Annotated in this window: 14 protein-coding genes and 1 tRNA gene; 6 read left to right on the plus strand and 9 right to left on the minus strand. The window is 40.6% G+C overall.

Annotated features, from left to right (window positions below; genetic code table 11):
* Positions 1-93: 93 nt before the first annotated feature.
* The gene (locus H8S63_RS17270) at positions 94-2,529 is read left to right on the plus strand and encodes a TonB-dependent receptor (RefSeq protein WP_186927473.1); all 2,436 of its coding nucleotides are present in this window, start codon (positions 94-96) and stop codon (positions 2,527-2,529) included.
* Between the two features lie 480 nt (positions 2,530-3,009).
* On the opposite strand, the gene H8S63_RS17275 is transcribed toward H8S63_RS17270, so the two are convergent.
* From H8S63_RS17275 to metA, 3 genes are read right to left on the minus strand one after another with little or no spacing between them, the layout of a single operon-like run.
* A complete protein-coding gene (locus tag H8S63_RS17275; protein WP_186927474.1) occupies positions 3,010-4,134 on the minus strand; it encodes a zinc ribbon domain-containing protein in 1,125 nt (374 codons plus the stop codon).
* Positions 4,131-5,960 (minus strand): U32 family peptidase, encoded by a 1,830-nt coding sequence (locus H8S63_RS17280; RefSeq protein ID WP_186927475.1) that lies wholly within the window; start codon positions 5,958-5,960, stop codon positions 4,131-4,133. Before H8S63_RS17280 ends, H8S63_RS17275 begins: the two co-directional genes overlap by 4 nt.
* Entirely contained in the window at positions 5,957-6,874 is a 918-nt protein-coding gene (metA, locus tag H8S63_RS17285; RefSeq protein WP_007756985.1) for a homoserine O-succinyltransferase, read from the minus strand. Before metA ends, H8S63_RS17280 begins: the two co-directional genes overlap by 4 nt.
* A gap of 181 nt (positions 6,875-7,055) precedes the next feature.
* On the opposite strand from metA, the gene H8S63_RS17290 reads away from it, so the two are divergent.
* Complete coding sequence (locus tag H8S63_RS17290; protein WP_002559159.1) at positions 7,056-7,226, plus strand: DUF362 domain-containing protein; 171 nt, start codon at positions 7,056-7,058, stop codon at positions 7,224-7,226.
* 242 nt (positions 7,227-7,468) lie between these two features.
* Here the strand turns inward: H8S63_RS17290 and H8S63_RS17295 are convergent, their stop codons facing one another.
* From H8S63_RS17295 to H8S63_RS17310, 4 genes are all read right to left on the minus strand, one after another.
* Entirely contained in the window at positions 7,469-8,662 is a 1,194-nt protein-coding gene (locus tag H8S63_RS17295) for a pyridoxal phosphate-dependent aminotransferase (protein WP_032839876.1), read from the minus strand.
* Between the two features lie 82 nt (positions 8,663-8,744).
* Positions 8,745-9,959, minus strand: a complete 1,215-nt coding sequence (locus tag H8S63_RS17300; protein ID WP_007756988.1) for a bifunctional 3,4-dihydroxy-2-butanone-4-phosphate synthase/GTP cyclohydrolase II — start codon at positions 9,957-9,959, stop codon at positions 8,745-8,747.
* Positions 9,960-9,964: 5 nt separating this feature from the next.
* Positions 9,965-11,863 carry an LptF/LptG family permease gene (locus tag H8S63_RS17305; RefSeq protein ID WP_186927476.1) on the minus strand — a complete coding sequence of 633 codons (1,899 nt, stop codon included), beginning with the start codon at positions 11,861-11,863 and terminating at the stop codon, positions 9,965-9,967.
* Between the two features lie 76 nt (positions 11,864-11,939).
* Positions 11,940-12,326 carry an START-like domain-containing protein gene (locus H8S63_RS17310; RefSeq protein ID WP_007756990.1) on the minus strand — a complete coding sequence of 129 codons (387 nt, stop codon included), beginning with the start codon at positions 12,324-12,326 and terminating at the stop codon, positions 11,940-11,942.
* 224 nt (positions 12,327-12,550) lie between these two features.
* On the opposite strand from H8S63_RS17310, the gene H8S63_RS17315 reads away from it, so the two are divergent.
* Positions 12,551-12,624 (plus strand) — tRNA-Met (locus tag H8S63_RS17315).
* Positions 12,625-12,966: 342 nt separating this feature from the next.
* On the opposite strand, the gene H8S63_RS20410 is transcribed toward H8S63_RS17315, so the two are convergent.
* Together H8S63_RS20410 and H8S63_RS17325 are read right to left on the minus strand one after the other, a co-directional pair.
* On the minus strand, positions 12,967-13,344 hold the full coding sequence (locus tag H8S63_RS20410; protein WP_186927477.1) for a leucine-rich repeat domain-containing protein: 378 nt from the start codon (positions 13,342-13,344) through the stop codon (positions 12,967-12,969).
* Positions 13,329-13,712, minus strand: a complete 384-nt coding sequence (locus H8S63_RS17325) for an Arm DNA-binding domain-containing protein (RefSeq protein WP_186927478.1) — start codon at positions 13,710-13,712, stop codon at positions 13,329-13,331. The genes H8S63_RS20410 and H8S63_RS17325 overlap by 16 nt, the downstream gene beginning before the upstream one ends.
* 287 nt (positions 13,713-13,999) lie before the next feature.
* Here H8S63_RS17325 and H8S63_RS17330 point away from each other — a divergent pair, with 287 nt between their 5' ends.
* The 3 genes from H8S63_RS17330 to H8S63_RS17340 are packed head-to-tail and all read left to right on the plus strand — an operon-like array spanning position 14,000 to position 17,234.
* Positions 14,000-14,848 (plus strand): NgoPII family restriction endonuclease, encoded by an 849-nt coding sequence (locus H8S63_RS17330; RefSeq protein ID WP_186927479.1) that lies wholly within the window; start codon positions 14,000-14,002, stop codon positions 14,846-14,848.
* Positions 14,848-15,855 carry a DNA cytosine methyltransferase gene (locus H8S63_RS17335; protein ID WP_186927480.1) on the plus strand — a complete coding sequence of 336 codons (1,008 nt, stop codon included), beginning with the start codon at positions 14,848-14,850 and terminating at the stop codon, positions 15,853-15,855. The genes H8S63_RS17330 and H8S63_RS17335 overlap by 1 nt, the downstream gene beginning before the upstream one ends.
* Positions 15,852-17,234 carry a DNA cytosine methyltransferase gene (locus H8S63_RS17340; protein ID WP_186927481.1) on the plus strand — a complete coding sequence of 461 codons (1,383 nt, stop codon included), beginning with the start codon at positions 15,852-15,854 and terminating at the stop codon, positions 17,232-17,234. Before H8S63_RS17335 ends, H8S63_RS17340 begins: the two co-directional genes overlap by 4 nt.
* Positions 17,235-17,454: the final 220 nt, after the last annotated feature.

The raw sequence follows: 17,454 nt of genomic DNA on the forward strand, positions 1-17,454 counted from the left end.
TCAGTGTCCTCTGTGGTGAATCAAATCCTAATAAATGAGGATTGCCTGCCAACTATATTTGCCGTTACTTTGCACCGGACAAATAAACTGCGAATGAAGACAAAGATTATGATGCTTGCCCTCACCCTCCTGACGTCAGGAACTGTATGGGGCGAAGATTTCCCAAAAGACTCACTGAAAGTAGTGGATATGGAAGAGGTGGTAGTAATAGCCACTCCGAAAGAGAATCGCAAACTACGTGAATTGCCTATAGCCGCCACCGTATTATCACAGGAAAATATGTGTGCCAATCAGGTTCATTCCGTGAAGAACCTTACAGGTATTGTTCCCAACCTGTTCATCCCTGATTATGGCTCGAAATTAACGACTTCCATCTATATTCGTGGAATCGGTTCACGTATCAACACACCGTCCGTAGGACTTTATGTAGATAATATCCCTTATATAGACAAATCCGCCTTCGATTTCAATTACTGCGACATCGAACGTATCGACGTACTTCGCGGACCTCAAGGAACACTTTACGGGCGTAACACGATGGGCGGACTTATCAAGGTACACACAAAATCTCCTTTCACCTATCAAGGGACCGACATCCGCATGGGAGCGGCGACGTACAATAATTATAATGTTTCGCTTACCCATTATCACCGTATATCCGAACGGTTCGCCTTTTCTACCGGAGGATTTTACGAACATACCGGAGGATTCTTTGAGAACACAGCACGAAATAATGAGAAGGTTGACCGAAGCAATGCCGGAGGTGGACGATTTCGTGGGGTTTACATACCGACCTCCAATCTGAAAGTAGATATAAACCTGAACTATGAATATAGCGATCAGGGTGGATACCCCTATTACTATACCGGAATCGCTCCCAGCGCAAAAGAAAGGGAAGAACCTCTCACAGAAGACCGTGCAGACTACATTGGTAAGATTTCATATAACGAGCGCAGCAGTTATCGTCGGGGATTAATGAATGCCGGCGTCAATCTGGAATATCAAGCAAGAAATTTCATCCTCAGTGCAGTTACCGGCTATCAGAATCTGAATGACCGTATGTTCCTCGACCAAGACTTTACAGAACGAGCGGTTTATACACTGGAACAGAAGCAAAAGTCGAATACAGTTTCCGAAGAGATCGTGTTTAAATCAAAATCCAACAAAAGATGGCAATGGGCAACAGGAGCTTTCGGACTGTATCAGTCCTTGAACACCAAAGGTCCGGTGACTTTTTGGGAAGACGGGGTGAAAGATGTTATCGAAGGAAGTGCAAATACAGCCTTTGCCGGTATGCCTGCAAACGCCCCGAAATTACATTTAGCAATCAACAATCCTACTCTGTTGGTAGGAGGAGACTTTGATACTCCTGTTTGGAATGCAGCTGTTTTCCATCAGTCTACATTGAATGACCTTTTTGTGAAAGGCTTGTCTCTTACTGTCGGAGTACGTCTGGATTATGAGAAGATGAGCATGAAGTATAAATCGATCAGTGACCCTACAGACTTCAACTTCAGTATGAAGATGGCGTCACGGCCACCAATGCCATCTGTATCAGTAGAAGCCAAGAACCTGATTGCCAATGCCGGTTATGACGGTAAAATATCAGATGATTATGTTCAACTGTTACCTAAGTTTGCTCTGCAATATGAATGGAAAAAGGGCAATAATGTATACGCAACCGTGTCGAAGGGGTATCGGTCGGGCGGCTACAACGTACAAATGTTCTCCGATCTTATTAGTGGAGATTTACAGAACTCCATGATAAATGCTATAAAAGAGAGCGAGCAGTTCGCCAGATTTGCTGCAATGATTGACAAATATGCCAAGAAAGCGGATGTACCCGAAGTAAAAGAGGCGACACGCTACAAACCCGAATATTCATGGAACTACGAAGTAGGAAGCCATCTTACCCTTTGGGAGGGTAAGCTTTGGGCAGATCTTTCCGCTTTCTATATGGATATGCGCGACCAACAAATTTCCCAATTCACCGGAAGCGGCTTGGGACGTACCACCGTCAATGCAGGGAAAAGCCGCAGCTATGGTGCCGAAATGTCTCTTCGTGCAAGTCTGACTAATGAATTAAGTCTGAACGCAAGCTACGGATATGCCTACGCTACCTTTACAGACTATATCGAATATGAGAGAGAAGATGAAGAAACGCTCAAAGTTAGAGCCGATTACAATGGCAAGTATGTCCCTTTTGTCCCCAAGCATACATTAAATATCGGTGGAGAATATGCCATCACCTGCAGCCCACGTTCTATCTTCGACCGGGTTGTATTCCAGGCGAACTATAACGCTGCCGGACGTATCTACTGGACTGAACTGAACGACGTCAGCCAATCCTTCTACGGCACGCTCAACTGGAGAACGAATCTGGAAATCGGTGATGCAATGATTAGTTTTTGGGCACGCAACTTCTTGAATAAAGACTATGCCGCCTTCTATTTCGAAACAATGAACAAAGGTTTCATGCAGAAAGGACGTCCAATGCAATTGGGGATAGATCTTCGCTGCCGCTTCTAATCATTTTTACTCATAAGGATATTATTTAGTCTTTTTATTGTCAGCTAAAGATTTTATCCACACAAAACAATGGTTTTCAACAGATTAACAACTGACAATAAACGCTGACAATAACTAAAAACAGGCTGACAATAAAAGTTCCGGACTTTTATTGTCAGCCTGTCTCTTTGTAGATCAACAGCATGGAATACGGGATAAAAGGACGTATGTCCCTATAAAGTTTGCATTATAAAGCCGTTATACTTTATTTACCCAATCGGTATTGTTCCATTAGACTTACGCTATTCTTAACTCTCCACAGCCGTGGTAGCTTCTCTTCATGGCCGTGGAGAGATCTCATCACGGCTGTGGGAAGAAGTCACCACGGCCGTGGAAAGGTAAAGGTATCGGTACCTTCCCGCAACTATACCAGCACTTTAACGGAACTTTATCAATGCTTTGACATTAGTTTACCTACTGCTTAATGATAACCGCCAATCATCACTCGTTAATTGCCCCGCAATAAGGACATATACCTTTCTCTTTCAGTTTCTCCCCGCAATGTCCGCAGCGATACTTATACCCGATGTTCCGATAAACCTTCTTCGTAAAGACCAGTATAAAAAAGATCAGGAATAAATAACCGATATAGATATGTGTCATCAAGATAAAAAAGAAATAACAGAAAATACAGCAGGACATTAGCCCCAGCAGATAAAAGATAGCTGCAGCGGGAGTCAATTGCCGAAACAAATCATCCAGCACCGCCAAAGCGACTATCAGAAACAACCAGATACTAAACAGGAAAACAGAGAGTATGAAAGGTACTGTGAATGGAGATAAAGTTGGATTGAAATAAAAATGTTCCCACGTTTCCGGCACAAAGACCTGCATAGACTCATAAATCGTTGCACTGAACGCCATCAGCAGGCAGAGAAATAATGGATAAATGCTGTCTATATCATTAAAATAAACCATCTGCAACTGCTTCTTCCGGAAAGCACGAAGTAAATAAACGCCTACAAACAGGGCAAAAATAACAACAAAATAAGAAGCGTGCGTGTCACTGAAAAGATGAATGGCCTGTGAAATACTGTCGGTCGGAACGAACGACCTCTTCAAATCCACCTCACGTATCCAACCCTGTTCATCCTGCGTATGCGCCAATTTAACCCAAACGCTATCCACACTATCGGCCGGATGAATCGCAAACTCTGCGACGACTACCTTATCTCCTTTATTCAATTGAATAAAAGTGTCCTTTATCGGAAGACGTTCCAGAGCTATGGAATCATCCACTACTTCCAGATTCGTATCCCACGTGTAGTGACGTTCATAAAGATAGGCCAATGAATCTTTTGTTTTCTCTGACAATTCCTCCGAATCCAGTAGCGGAGCCTTATAATAACAGGAAGATAGCAAAAATAAACATAATAGCAGGTTCATCACATTTTTTACCACAGAGGACGCAGAGGACACAGAGGATAAAAAGAGGAAAGAGAAAAAATCTCCACACTTTTTCTGCCCAACATTCAAACGATCGGTGTCAGAAGCATGAGTGAAGATGCTACCTTCACTATATCCTCTGTGTCCTCCGCGTCCTCTGTGGTAGAAAATAGTCTTCATTGCGCCGCCTTTACTTTCATTTGACAATTTTTGCAGTCGAACTCCAAACGGAAACGTTTACCATCATTGGACATCAGATAATAGGGTTCTTTGAAAGGTGAACGAACCCGTTGGTGAATAGGACACCATCCCATACTGTAACGTAGACAGTGTTTGCAGAACATCAGTACCGCATTCTCCACTGCTTCTTTTTCGTACGCCATAGCAATACGCTGTACCCCATGTTCCTCATAGAAAGAAACTGCATGAGTGTTCATAACATTTCCCAAATACGTCAATGTTGTTTGCGGGAAAGCATGATTCGTTTGTTTCCATACTGACAATTCCTGGCGGTAGTTTATCCGGCGGGCAGCTATTAATTTTTCAACTGCCTGACGACGGTAATCGGCTAGGACCGAAACCGGGAGAAACCAATTATCAGCAAATCCAACTTCTATCACTTTTGCTTCGAAAGGTGTATTTCCCAATTTAGCAAGTTGCGTTTTCAGATTTTCCGTCTGCGGTGTACGTGCCAATTCCTTTTCACGGGGAAAAGCCAGTGTGACACTGTTATCATCTTCATCGGTCAATCGTAACGAAAAGCCAAATTCGTTATCAGTAAGCGAGATGCGCACTTCTATCTTCCTTTCAGCGGACTTCCGTGAAAGTACACGCTCAAACTCTTGGTCAAAATTACGGTACAACACAGTACGGGGCTTGATACGGGGCATTTCCTGTGGATACAGTTTATTACCATCTACACGATTGATACGGAATCCCTGCAAACGTCCTTGTTCGTCGAGATAGCAAACTCCATCGCCATTGTTAAATGACTTCAATCCGGCAACTGTCAGATAATTACCGCGAGCCTCCTTCATTGTTCCCATCTCCTCACCCAGCGACTTAGGGGTATCAAAGGAAAAAATCTCCTTATCACGACCGTGCAGGAAATAATGTGTAAAACCACGACTGAAACTCTTATCCAATTGCGGCTTAAATTCGAATCTGCACATTCCCGAAGAAGCCCGGACATATTCCGGACGACGGGCAAAAATCGCATCCAATTTCTGACGATAGGCCGCTGTCACGTTCTTCACGTATGATACATCTTTCAACCGGCCTTCTATCTTCAACGAAGAAGTTCCGGCATCCAACAACTGCTCCAGCTCGTCGCTCTGATTCATATCTTTCAGAGAAAGCAAATGCTTGTCCTTCACAATGACTTTCCCATCGGAATCTACAAGGCTAAAAGGTAAACGACAGAATTGTGCACATTCCCCCCTGTTTGCGCTACGCCCGAAACAGGACTGACTGACATAGCATTGCCCGCTATAGCTAACGCAAAGCGCTCCGTGTACAAATACCTCCAAAGGAGTCTCCGGACAAGCGGTATGAATATTTTTTATTTCACGCAATGATAATTCGCGCGCCAAAACGACTTGTCGGAAACCTGCCTCCCAAAGAAATCGCACCTTTTCCGGAGTACGGTTGTCCATCTGCGTACTGGCATGGAGAGGTATCGGGGGGAGATTCAGTTTCGTGATTCCCATATCCTGAACAATCAGTGCGTCCACTCCAATCCGATACAGGGCATGAATCATCTCCTCCGTCTCTTTCAGCTCTTCTTCTTTCAGGATAGTGTTGACCGTGACATAAATACGCGCATTATACAAATGGGCATATTGTACCAGTGCCTCAATATCCTCCAAAGAATTTACAGCCGCCGCACGGGCACCGAACTTGGGAGCACCGATATATACCGCATCCGCACCGTGATTAATGGCCTCAATACCACATTCCAGGTTCTTCGCCGGAGCGAGAAGTTCTATTTTACGCTGCTTTATCATTTGATGTCATTTACATTATAAGGTGTTTCCTGATAAACAAAGTAGTTTAACCAATTGGAGAACAAAAGGTTTGCATGAGCACGCCAACGCACCAACGGTCCCTTATCAGGATCATCATCTACATAATAATTACGAGGTATTTCTATCGGCAAGCCTTTACCCAAGTCACGACGATATTCCGTATCCAATGTCAACGGAGAATATTCCGAATGTCCGGTTACAAAGAACTCACGTCCGCCACGTGCCATTACCATATACACTCCCGCATCTTTCGACTCGGAAAGCAATGTCAGTTCCGGCACCTTCAAGATATCCTCCCTACGTACCTCCGTATGACGGCTGTGCGGCACATAAAAACAATCATCAAAGCCACGAAAAATAGAATGGTAAGGTTCCAATACCCGATGCTCGAAGATACCGAACATCTTCTTTTCCAACGGATATTTAGGAATCCCATAATGATGATAGAGCCCGGCCTGCGCCGCCCAACATATATACAAAGTAGAAGTCACATGCGTACGTGCCCAATCAAAAATTTCCGTAATCTCATTCCAATAAGTCACTTCCTCGAAATCCATCTGTTCCACAGGTGCTCCCGTAATAATCATACCATCATACTTCTCATGACGCATCTGGTCGAAATCCGTATAGAATGCCTTCATGTGTTCTATCGGTGTATTCTTGGAGGTATGACATTTGATCTTCATAAACGAGATCTCCACCTGAAGCGGAGTATTTGAAAGTAAACGCACCAAGTCCGTCTCCGTCGTAATCTTCAACGGCATCAGGTTCAGAATGACAATCCGTAGCGGACGAATGTCCTGCTGCGTAGCACGGGAAGTATCAATTACAAAAATATTTTCTTCCTTCAATAGCTCTATCGCAGGTAGTTTATCGGGTAAATTTAAAGGCATAATCGCTATATATTAGTAATTTGAGTGCAAAAATACGAAAAATATAGCAGATTATAGGGAGGTTGCTTATTTAGAAGACGTACAAATTAAGTCAATTTAATCATAGAAGCATAACAACTAATCAATAAAAGCTTTACTTTTGCGGAATAAAATTAGTACTAATAATTTAAATCTTAGAAAAATGGCTTACGTAATTAGTGACGATTGTATTGCTTGCGGAACTTGTATTGACGAGTGTCCGGTAGAAGCTATCTCTGAAGGTGATATCTATTCTATCAACCCGGATGTATGTACTGACTGTGGAACTTGTGCAGATGTTTGCCCGTCTGAAGCTATCCACCCAGCTGAATAATACAATCTACAACAAAAAGTATAGGCTGCTTTCTCTTGAAGGCAGCCTTTTTTTTCACCACAGAGGACGCAGAGGACACAGAGTAAAATAGCTTGGGAGATGTGTTGCAACTCTCCTTTTAGTGGAATCCCCCTTGCTACAAATCATTTGTGGCAAGGGGGATTTCTAATTTATAAGGAGGCGACACATCATTCCTTTCATTTTTTCTTCTCTGTGTCCTCTGCGTCCTCTGTGGTGGACTCTTATTTCAATTTAGCCAACGCTTCCTTGATTCGGCGGATAGCCTCCGTTATATTTTCATCACTTGTTGCATAACTCATGCGGATACATTCGGGAGCGCCGAATGAAGTACCGCCTACACAAGCCACGTGCGCTTCTTCAAGCAGATACATTGCCAAATCATCCGAGTTTTCAATCTTACGGTCCTCTTTGCTCTTTCCAAAGAAATAGCTACATTTCGGGAACAAGTAGAAAGCGCCTTGCGGAACATTCACTTCAAATCCCGGAACATCTTTCGCCAACTTCACAATCAAATCACGGCGACGCTCGAATGCTTTCTGCATTTCTTTCACCGGTTCTTGTGTTCCTGTATATGCAGCTTCGGCAGCTTTTTGAGAAACGGAGCAAGGACCTGAAGTGTACTGACCTTGCAATTTATTGCAGGCCTTTACAATCCATTCCGGTCCGGCAATAAATCCGATTCTCCATCCGGTCATAGCATATGCCTTAGACACACCGTTTACAATCACCGTACGCTCCTTCATTTCCGGGAACTGGGCAATACTCTGATGTGCACCGATATAATTAATATGTTCGTAGATTTCGTCAGCAATAACAATGACTTGCGGATGTTTAGCCAATACAGCTGCCAAACCGGCCAATTCTTCCTTGCTATATACAGAACCTGTCGGATTGGACGGAGAACAAAGAATCAATGCTTTTGTTTTCGGAGTGATAGCAGCTTCCAATTGTTCTGGAGTAATCTTGAAATCTTGTTCGATACCTGCCGAAACGATAACAGGAGTACCTTCCGCCATTTTCACCATTTCCGGATAGCTCACCCAGTAAGGAGCAGGCACAATTACTTCATCACCCGGATTTACTAATACAAGAATTGTATTACAAACAGATTGTTTCGCACCATTTGCACAAGAAACTTGAGCGGCTGTATATTCAAGACCATTTTCTTTTTTCAGCTTCTCAACAATAGCATTGCGCAAAGCCGGATAACCCGGTACCGGAGAATAACGGGAAAAGTTATCATCTATGGCTTTTTTCGCAGCTTCTTTGATGTGGTCGGGAGTATTGAAGTCTGGTTCTCCTACACTTAAATTAATAACATCAACGCCTTGTGCCTTGAGCTCGTTGCTCTTCTGCGACATAGCAAGTGTCGCCGACGGCGACAAGCTGTTCAAACGATCTGATAATTGATTCATTTTGTATCTATTTTATTGTTGTTGAGTGAAAATCGTTGCAAAATAAGCGATAATATTCGACATATGAAAACAAATAGGCAATTTACTTATTAAAATGTAAAGTATGCCCCATTCTTTCCTTTTTCGTTCTTAGATATCGTTCATTATATGGATTGGGAACAGTTTCAACAGGTACATTTTCTACAATCTCCAAGCCGTATGCTTCCAAGCCAACACGTTTCACCGGATTATTTGTCAAAAGCTTCATTTTGTGCACTCCCAACTCACGAAGAATCTGCGCTCCTACCCCATAATCACGCTCGTCAGCAAGATGTCCCAAACATACATTCGCATCTACCGTATCCAAGCCGTCTTCCTGAAGTTTATATGCTTTCATCTTTTCCATCAAGCCGATTCCACGTCCTTCCTGGTTCAGATAAACGACTACACCTTTTCCTGCCGCTTCAATCATTTCCATAGCCTTATGCAACTGTTCTCCGCAATCACAACGCCTGGAACCAAAAATATCACCGGTGGCACAAGAAGAATGTACACGTACCAAAATAGGTTCGTCTTCATTCCACGTACCTTTAAACAAAGCGACATGCTCCAATCCATTTGACTTTTGACGGAAAGGAATCAGACGAAACATTCCATGTTCAGTAGGCATATTCACTTCCACCCCACGCTCTACAATGGATTCCTGTTTCAAACGATAAGCAATCAAGTCATGAATAGAAATCAGTTTCAGATCATATTCATCAGCCATTTTACGGAGTTCGGGCAAGCGTGCCATCGTGCCATCCTCACTCATGATTTCCATCAAAGCACCCGCCGGATAAAGACCGGCCAGACGTGCCATATCGATAGTCGCCTCTGTATGTCCGGCACGGCGTAACACTCCTTTTTCTTGTGCGTACAACGGGTTGATATGACCGGGACGACCGAACGTAGCCGGTGTAGAAGACGGATCAGCCAATGCCTGAATAGTGGCAGCACGGTCGGCAGCAGAGACTCCGGTCGAACAACCGTCCAGTTTATCTATCGTAATTGTAAAAGGAGTTCCCAACACAGAAGTGTTATCACTTACTTGATGCGGCAAATCCAGTTCCTTGCAACGAGACACTGTAATAGGTGCACAAAGCACCCCACGTGCGTGTTTCAACATGAAATTAACTTTCTCAGGAGTTATTTTTTCAGCAGCAATAATCAAATCTCCCTCATTTTCGCGGTCTTCATCATCCACTACTATGACAAACTTGCCTTCTTTAAAATCGGCAATTGCATCCTCTATTTTATCCATTTTAATCTCTTCCATAACAATTATTTATTAATTTTCTGTATGATGAATTGAACTTGTTCGTTGTTCTTTATAATCCGTTCCATATCCTTAGCCAGACGAATACGGAATGCCCAGATACGGAAATAGAAAAACAGCCCGATGGGGAAAATCACTCCAGCTGCCAGATTCAGCCAATATATATGGAACGGGCGCACATGAGCAGAAACGGGAATCATCGGATAATTGTTTAACAAACCTATCAAAGAAGCTGATTTCGTATTTGACATTTCCTCCACCAACGCTTCCAGTTTATCATTGACAGCCACCACCTCATCATCCTTTTCACCCGACATCCACAGTTTGAAATAGTTCGGTGCTTTCGTCAACTGATTTTGAGCAATGTAAGCTTTACAATCCTCTGTAAGCTGCTCCAAATCGCCCGGGATACGTTCATAGTCAGGATCATTTATAATAACTTCTTTCTTGAATATATGCCGTACACTACGTATTCCGGCCACCTTCTTAAACCAATTAATGTACGCATCGGCATTAAGCACCACAGAATCTTTATTCGATTTGTAAGTAAGGAAGATACCCAACGGAGCAAGGACAGCACTACTCGTCCACATACCCATCCATACAATCCACTTACCGTCACGGGCCATTTTATAGCCGGTGTTATCAATGATATAATAGATAATAAACACCAGTACCGACACAATTACCGGCATTCCCAAACCACCTTTACGAATAATACCTCCTAAAGGAGCACCGATAAAGAAAAACAACAAGCATGAGAGGGAAATTGTAATCTTCTTATGCCATTCCGTCTTATGTTTCCGAATGCTATAATCATTACTCTCCATCGTATAACTCTTGAAAGTAAGGTCGCTTGCCATATTTTCCGCACGGCTAAGAGCAGCGGAAATAACTTTCTGCTTTTGCGTCAAAGGAGCAACATTATAAAGACTGTCCACATTATACGCATACACATCCGCTTTCTCCATCTTGACAGTGTCTTCTTTTGTCAATCCATAAGACGCGCGAAAATTTCCCTCAGCTATTTCCCGGTAATATTGCCTTCCTATACTGTCACCTACTACTTTCATCGAATCAATAGAGCTTTGCAATTGCGCCATGTCTTTAGCACTCGACTGCTTACCCATAATATCGCCGTCAACCATATTGAAATCAGAGTTAAACTCAATAATCGTATGTTTCTCTCTGAATGATTCACGACGATAAGGTACATTTTGAGACTTCATACTTTGCGCTTTCAGATTCTCAAACAAGTCTCCACTATACAAATGTAACCAAAGATGTTGCTTATCCGCTGTCATCTCCAGACGCCCGGAATCCGCATAAATAATATGGGCATTCTCAAATCCGTCTTTCAAATTATAGATCAAGACATCATACAGCATACCCGTTTTACGGTCTTTCTTGGCTATCTTTAAATTATAATCAGGGATTTCGGAATAGAAAACGCCTTCCGGAATATCCAATTCCGGAGATTTCTGTTTCATTGAAAGAATCAGAGTTCCCAACTTAGCTTGGGCAATGGGTCCTACTACATTTTGAAAATAGAATGAAACGCCTACAAGTCCACAAACAAAGAAAACAAGGGGACGCATAATTTTGAGCAAAGAAATGCCGGCAGCTTTCATTGCAAGCAATTCGTAACGCTCGCCAAAATTACCAAAAGTAATCAAAGAAGCCAGTAACACTGCCAACGGCAACGATACTGGCACTAATGTTAATGCAGAATAGAAGAAGAACTGAGCCATTACACTCATTTCTAACCCCTTTCCAACCAATTCGTCTACATATCTCCACAAGAACTGCATCATGAAAATGAACAGACAGATGAAGAATGTACCTATAAAGAGCATAAAAAAGCTCTTTACAATGAATATATCTAATTTCTTTATGCGTAGCATCTTAATAGGTTCGTGCAATTAGGATGCAAAATTAGCACAAAAAAAGGAGCACCGAAAATTTTTAGTTGAAAGTTAACTAAAAACCACAAGTTCTTCTTAATTTGGCAACCTGTGACTCCCATAATTCTTTCATATCATCCACTTCATCCGACTCTGCGAAATCAGTAATTTCTAATACATAGTCACTTGTCAACTCATTATATGTCATCTTGATTTCAAAGTAATCACGCTCGTTTTCATCATCCTGCCAACGGAAGCGGATAAAAGAGAAAGAGCGAATGGCAATAATCTCTGCTTTCCTCAGCTCTGTCTTCCCCCAATGGAACTCTACTATTTTATCGTCAGAAATAACTTTGTCGGCAAACCAGTCCTCCAACCCGGTCGGTGTACTTATAGCTGACCAAAGAATATTTTTAGACGTTGCATTCAACAAATACTCCAAATGAATCTTTTCCTTTTTCATAGCAATTTCGAATTGTTTTTACGTGTGCCAAGATAAATACTTTTTTCTAAATAAGCGGCATAAATCAAGCACTTTATTTAATTATTCTTTCATTATCGGACCTCAAACTCCCTGTTTATAGGGAAAATCAAACCCCTTCTTAAAGAAAAAACACAAAAAAGTTATGAATTGTTTTGGAGATTATAAAAAATCATCTATCTTTGCACCCGCAATCGAGAAACGATGGCGGGATAGCTCAGCTGGTTAGAGCGCATGATTCATAATCATGAGGTCCCCGGTTCAATCCCGGGTCCCGCTACTTGATAAGAATAAGGCATTTGAGAGGCTTCCACTCTTGGGTGCCTTTTTCTTTTTTAGCTCCGGTTTGCGCCAGCGTCAAATTCAATGTAACATGGTTCAACAAATTTTATCTCTACAAAGATACTATTTTACTTTCAAATTTTAATTGAAAAGATTAATAATACAATTGCACGACATTGCTATTCTATAAAAAAACAGCAAATGAATTTCTTCAAATGCTGCCTTCTATTCTACTTTCTAACTAACAAAGTTGATGAAAGTCAAACAAAATCATCTTTAATCCAACTCTCCACAATTGCAAATTTTGACATCTAAGCTCCATATTTCAAATAAATTATAGTCATATATCCTCCTCATATATATTAAAAAAACGCCATCCTTCCTGTATCTTATATCTATTACTAAATCCTTTTGGCACATATAGATTCATACTTCGTTTATTATTTCCATGCCAATGTTTTTCTAAAACTGAAGGAGGATTCTTGCTTTTACAATATATTGTACGTAAATTTAAACTTTCTTTAAATGCATTATGTTGAATTGAAGCCACATTTTCAGATAAAGTTATTTCTTCGAGATTAGCACAATGCCCAAAAGCACTATGCCCAATGTAAGTTATATTATCACCGATATAAAGCTTTACCAATCCAGAGCAACTATCAAAACTATAGTTTCCTATATACCTTAAACTTTTGGGAAATACTAAAAATGACCGCAACTATATACTTTATTGTACCAAGTATTGCATATAAAACCTGCTTGCTCGAAAGTATATAGTTGCGTTTTTCCTAAACGAGCGTTTAAACGGTCAAATGAAAAAGTTCCATTTTCAACAAGAAACTCGACGTTCTTAAGAATACGAGAAAATTCTTTTTCAATCTCTCCTTGAATAAACCGACCTTCCGAAGACCTGCTATCAGGAAGTTTATCCCATTCATCTTTTGACATACAGATTCCAACAGAGTAATACTTAGGCTTTCTCTGATAATACACTTTGATTTTTATTGGATAAGTACCTTCTTTATTTATGGTACGAGAGTCGAGTACAGAGGTTACAACAACTCCATTTTTAATACTTTTGAACATAAGTTTTTAATTACGTGCAAGCGGAATTGCTTACCGTAACTTTATCCTCTTACGGTACAAATTATAAATTGAATGGGGCTTTCAATCGAAATATATAGGCATTTTCAAACTATGTTTGCAATTCAAGATTATCCATATTTATGTTCAAACAACAATGAAAAGTCTATGTAATATTGTATATTTGCGCCATATAATAAATATGCTTCTGCAATTCATAGCACGAATTGCACGAAAAAGGTTGTTAATTTACAGATAAAAGATAAAGTTCTTATATAAACTAAAAAATAATGAGAAATATTGTTGATGCAATAATAGAAGTAGTAAAGTCTCCAAAGTATGAACTAGAAGCATACTCTATATCACATAATAGAGCTAACCAAATGGGGGCTGCATTGGAAGATTACATAAAGGATATATTTGCAGGAACAGTTGACGAAACTGATCTAAATGTACGTAATCGTCTAATTAGCGAAACGTTTTGTTATCTTGGCAATCCAAACAATCCACCTGATTCTATGTTAAAGAATGGTGGAGATGCTATAGAAGTAAAGAAAATAGAAGCGCCAAATGCAGCATTAGCCTTAAATAGTAGTTATCCAAAAGCAAAATTATATTCAGACAGTAAAATGATTAGTAGTGCCTGCAAAAATTGTGAAGAATGGTCTGTTCGCGATATGATTTATGCTGTAGGAGTTTTGAACAACGACAAGTTGAAATCGTTAGCTCTTGTCTATGGTATTGACTATTGCGCAGCAGAAGAAACATACGCGCGTATAAAGAGTACCATTAAAACAGGCGTAGAATCAATACCTAATGTTGAGTTTGCTGAGACTAATGAATTAGGCAGAGTGAATCGCGTTGACCCTCTTGGCATTACTTATCTGCGAGTACGTGGCATGTGGCATATAGAAAATCCTTTCACGGTTTTTAGATACATATACCAGCGCGACAACAACAAAGATTTCAACCTTATGGCAATAATAAACACAGATAAAGTTGAAAAGCTTGATAATTTCAGTCAATTAGAAACACTTGTCGAAAGCCATGAAGGGCTAAATATAACAGATGCCCAAATAAAAGACCCTAACAATCCTGCTACTTTGCGAAATGTCAAACTTATAACTTATACTATATAATGGAATTGATTAGTCTTTTTTCTGGTGCTGGAGGTTTGGACTTAGGATTTCATAAGGCAGGTTTCAGAACAATAGCCGCCAATGAATTTGATGCAAAAATATGTCCTACATTCCGGGCAAACTTTCCGGATGTAAACTTGATAGAAAAAGATATTCGTGACATCCCGTCATCAGACTTTCCTGACAATATAACGGGGATAATTGGTGGTCCCCCATGCCAATCATGGAGTGAAGCTGGTTCCTTAAAAGGAATTGAAGATGCACGAGGGCAACTTTTTTATGAATATATACGCATTTTGCGCGATAAACAACCACTTTTCTTTGTTGCCGAAAATGTTTCAGGAATGTTAGCAAAACGTCATTCCAATGCAGTTAGTGGGTTTATGCAAATGTTTGACGAAGTAGGTTACGACGTGAATTTGAAGATGCTAAATGCCAATGATTTTGATACCCCGGAAGATCGTGACCGTGTATTTTATATTGGTTTTAGAAAGGACTTGAATATCCATGACTTCGAATATCCCGCACCTCTAGAGCACAAACCTACTCTACGCGAATATATTTGGGATTTACAAGACACTGCCATTCCAGCTCTTGAAAGGAACAAAACAAACGGTGATGCTTGCAAAGTGCCAAACAATGAATATTTCATTGGAGCATATTCTCCCATATTTATGTCACGTAACCGAGTACGTTCTTGGGATGAACCTGGATTTACAGTTCAGGCAAGTGGTCGCCAATGCCAGTTGCATCCACAAGCTCCTAAAATGGTCAAAATAGAAAAGAACTTACAGAAATTTGTTGAAGGTAAAGAACACCTTTATCGCCGTATGACAGTACGAGAAGTAGCACGCGTACAAAGTTTCCCGGATGATTTTAAGTTCATATACGATGATGTAAACTATGGCTATAAGATGATCGGGAATGCTGTACCTGTCAATCTTGCTTATCATGTAGCTATGCAAATAAAGAAAACATTGAAAGACAAAGGTATAAAAATTGAGTGAAAGTAGTTTCATTTTTTGCAGGCTGTGGTGGATTAGACCTTGGCTTTGAACAAGCTGGTTATGACGTTATTTGGGCGAATGAATTTGATAAGTCAATACATGCCACTTATCAATTTAATCACCCAAATACATTTTTATTCAAATCTGATATAAGAGCTCTAACCACAAACTGCATTCCTGATTGCGACGGTTTTATAGGTGGACCACCTTGTCAATCATGGAGTGTTGGCGGAAAACAACTAGGTTTAGAAGACAAACGAGGAGAACTCTTTCTTGACTATATAAGATTGATAAAAGAAAAGCATCCGAAATTTTTTATTATAGAAAATGTGCAAGGAATAATCAGTGACAAACACTTTAAAACATTTTTATCATTTCTTTTGATGCTTGAGAACGCTGGGTATACGGTAAACTATTCTTTATTGAATGCTGCAAACTTTCGTATACCTCAAGATCGTTTCCGCGTATTCATTGTCGGTATTTCAAAAGACTTTCATTGTGACTTCGAATTTCCACAGCCAATGACAGGTACAGTTTACTTACGCCAAGCCATAGGAGACATAACTGAACAACCACGATTTTACATAAATGAAAGCGTGCGACAAGATTATGATAGATATTTTAATCATGATGTATATATGGGAACTTTTGATGCTAAGTTTATGGCGCGTAATCGAGTCAGAGGCTGGGATGAAAGATCGTTTACCATTCAGGCGCAAGCAAAAAATAGCCCTTTGCATCCGCAGGCGCCAGTAATGCAGTATGTATCGCCCAATCAGAGAGTCTTCGTTCGTGGATATGAGCATCTATACCGTCGCCTAAGTGTCAGAGAATGCGCACGTATTCAATCATTTCCTGATAGCTTTAAATTTTTCTACAATGACGTGAAGGATGGCTACAAAATGGTTGGCAATGCAGTACCACCACGCCTGGCAAAGCATCTTGCACTTAGTATAAAAAGAACACTATTACCGATCGAACAAAAAGAACAAAGCAAGGTCCTTGTGGCATATTACAAAGACGAAAGACAATTACACCTGACACTAAAGCATAAATTATACTATGTACGCACAGGTTTCCGTAGAGGTGCACTACAAATACCTGTAGGAACAATAACACCTGATTATCTATTGCTACACAACGGAAAACGTAGATTCTTATTTACCCTAACTAAAGATTGTCCAGAAACTATATCAGCTCCCGAATTGACAACATTAGGTTTTACACCATCAGGTGGTGAGTATCTTGTATTCAAACTGAAAGAATTAGAAAATATTCTCATCGACGGATTGGATATAATGAAAGTAAAAATCCGAGGAACAGGCAAAAATACAGCATTGCCATATATAACAAATATCATAGAGCTATTCAATAGCTGAAACTTTGTAGTAAGACAGCCCATCAGAAGTTCCAAACAGCTCCATCTGCTGATTCTTAATATTTAACACAGTCCATTATTGAGGGATATTCCTAAAATAATAAAATTTAAGGCAACTACTTCATTGCGAGTTAGTTGCCTTTTTTGTATCTTTAAGCATTCCGTGCGACAAGAAGTCGTATAAGTAATTGTTTAGCACTGCGTCTAAACCTATTGTTCCG

Origin of the sequence: Bacteroides sp. NSJ-39, assembly GCF_014287315.1 — a bacterium.
GTDB lineage: Bacteria > Bacteroidota > Bacteroidia > Bacteroidales > Bacteroidaceae > Bacteroides > Bacteroides finegoldii.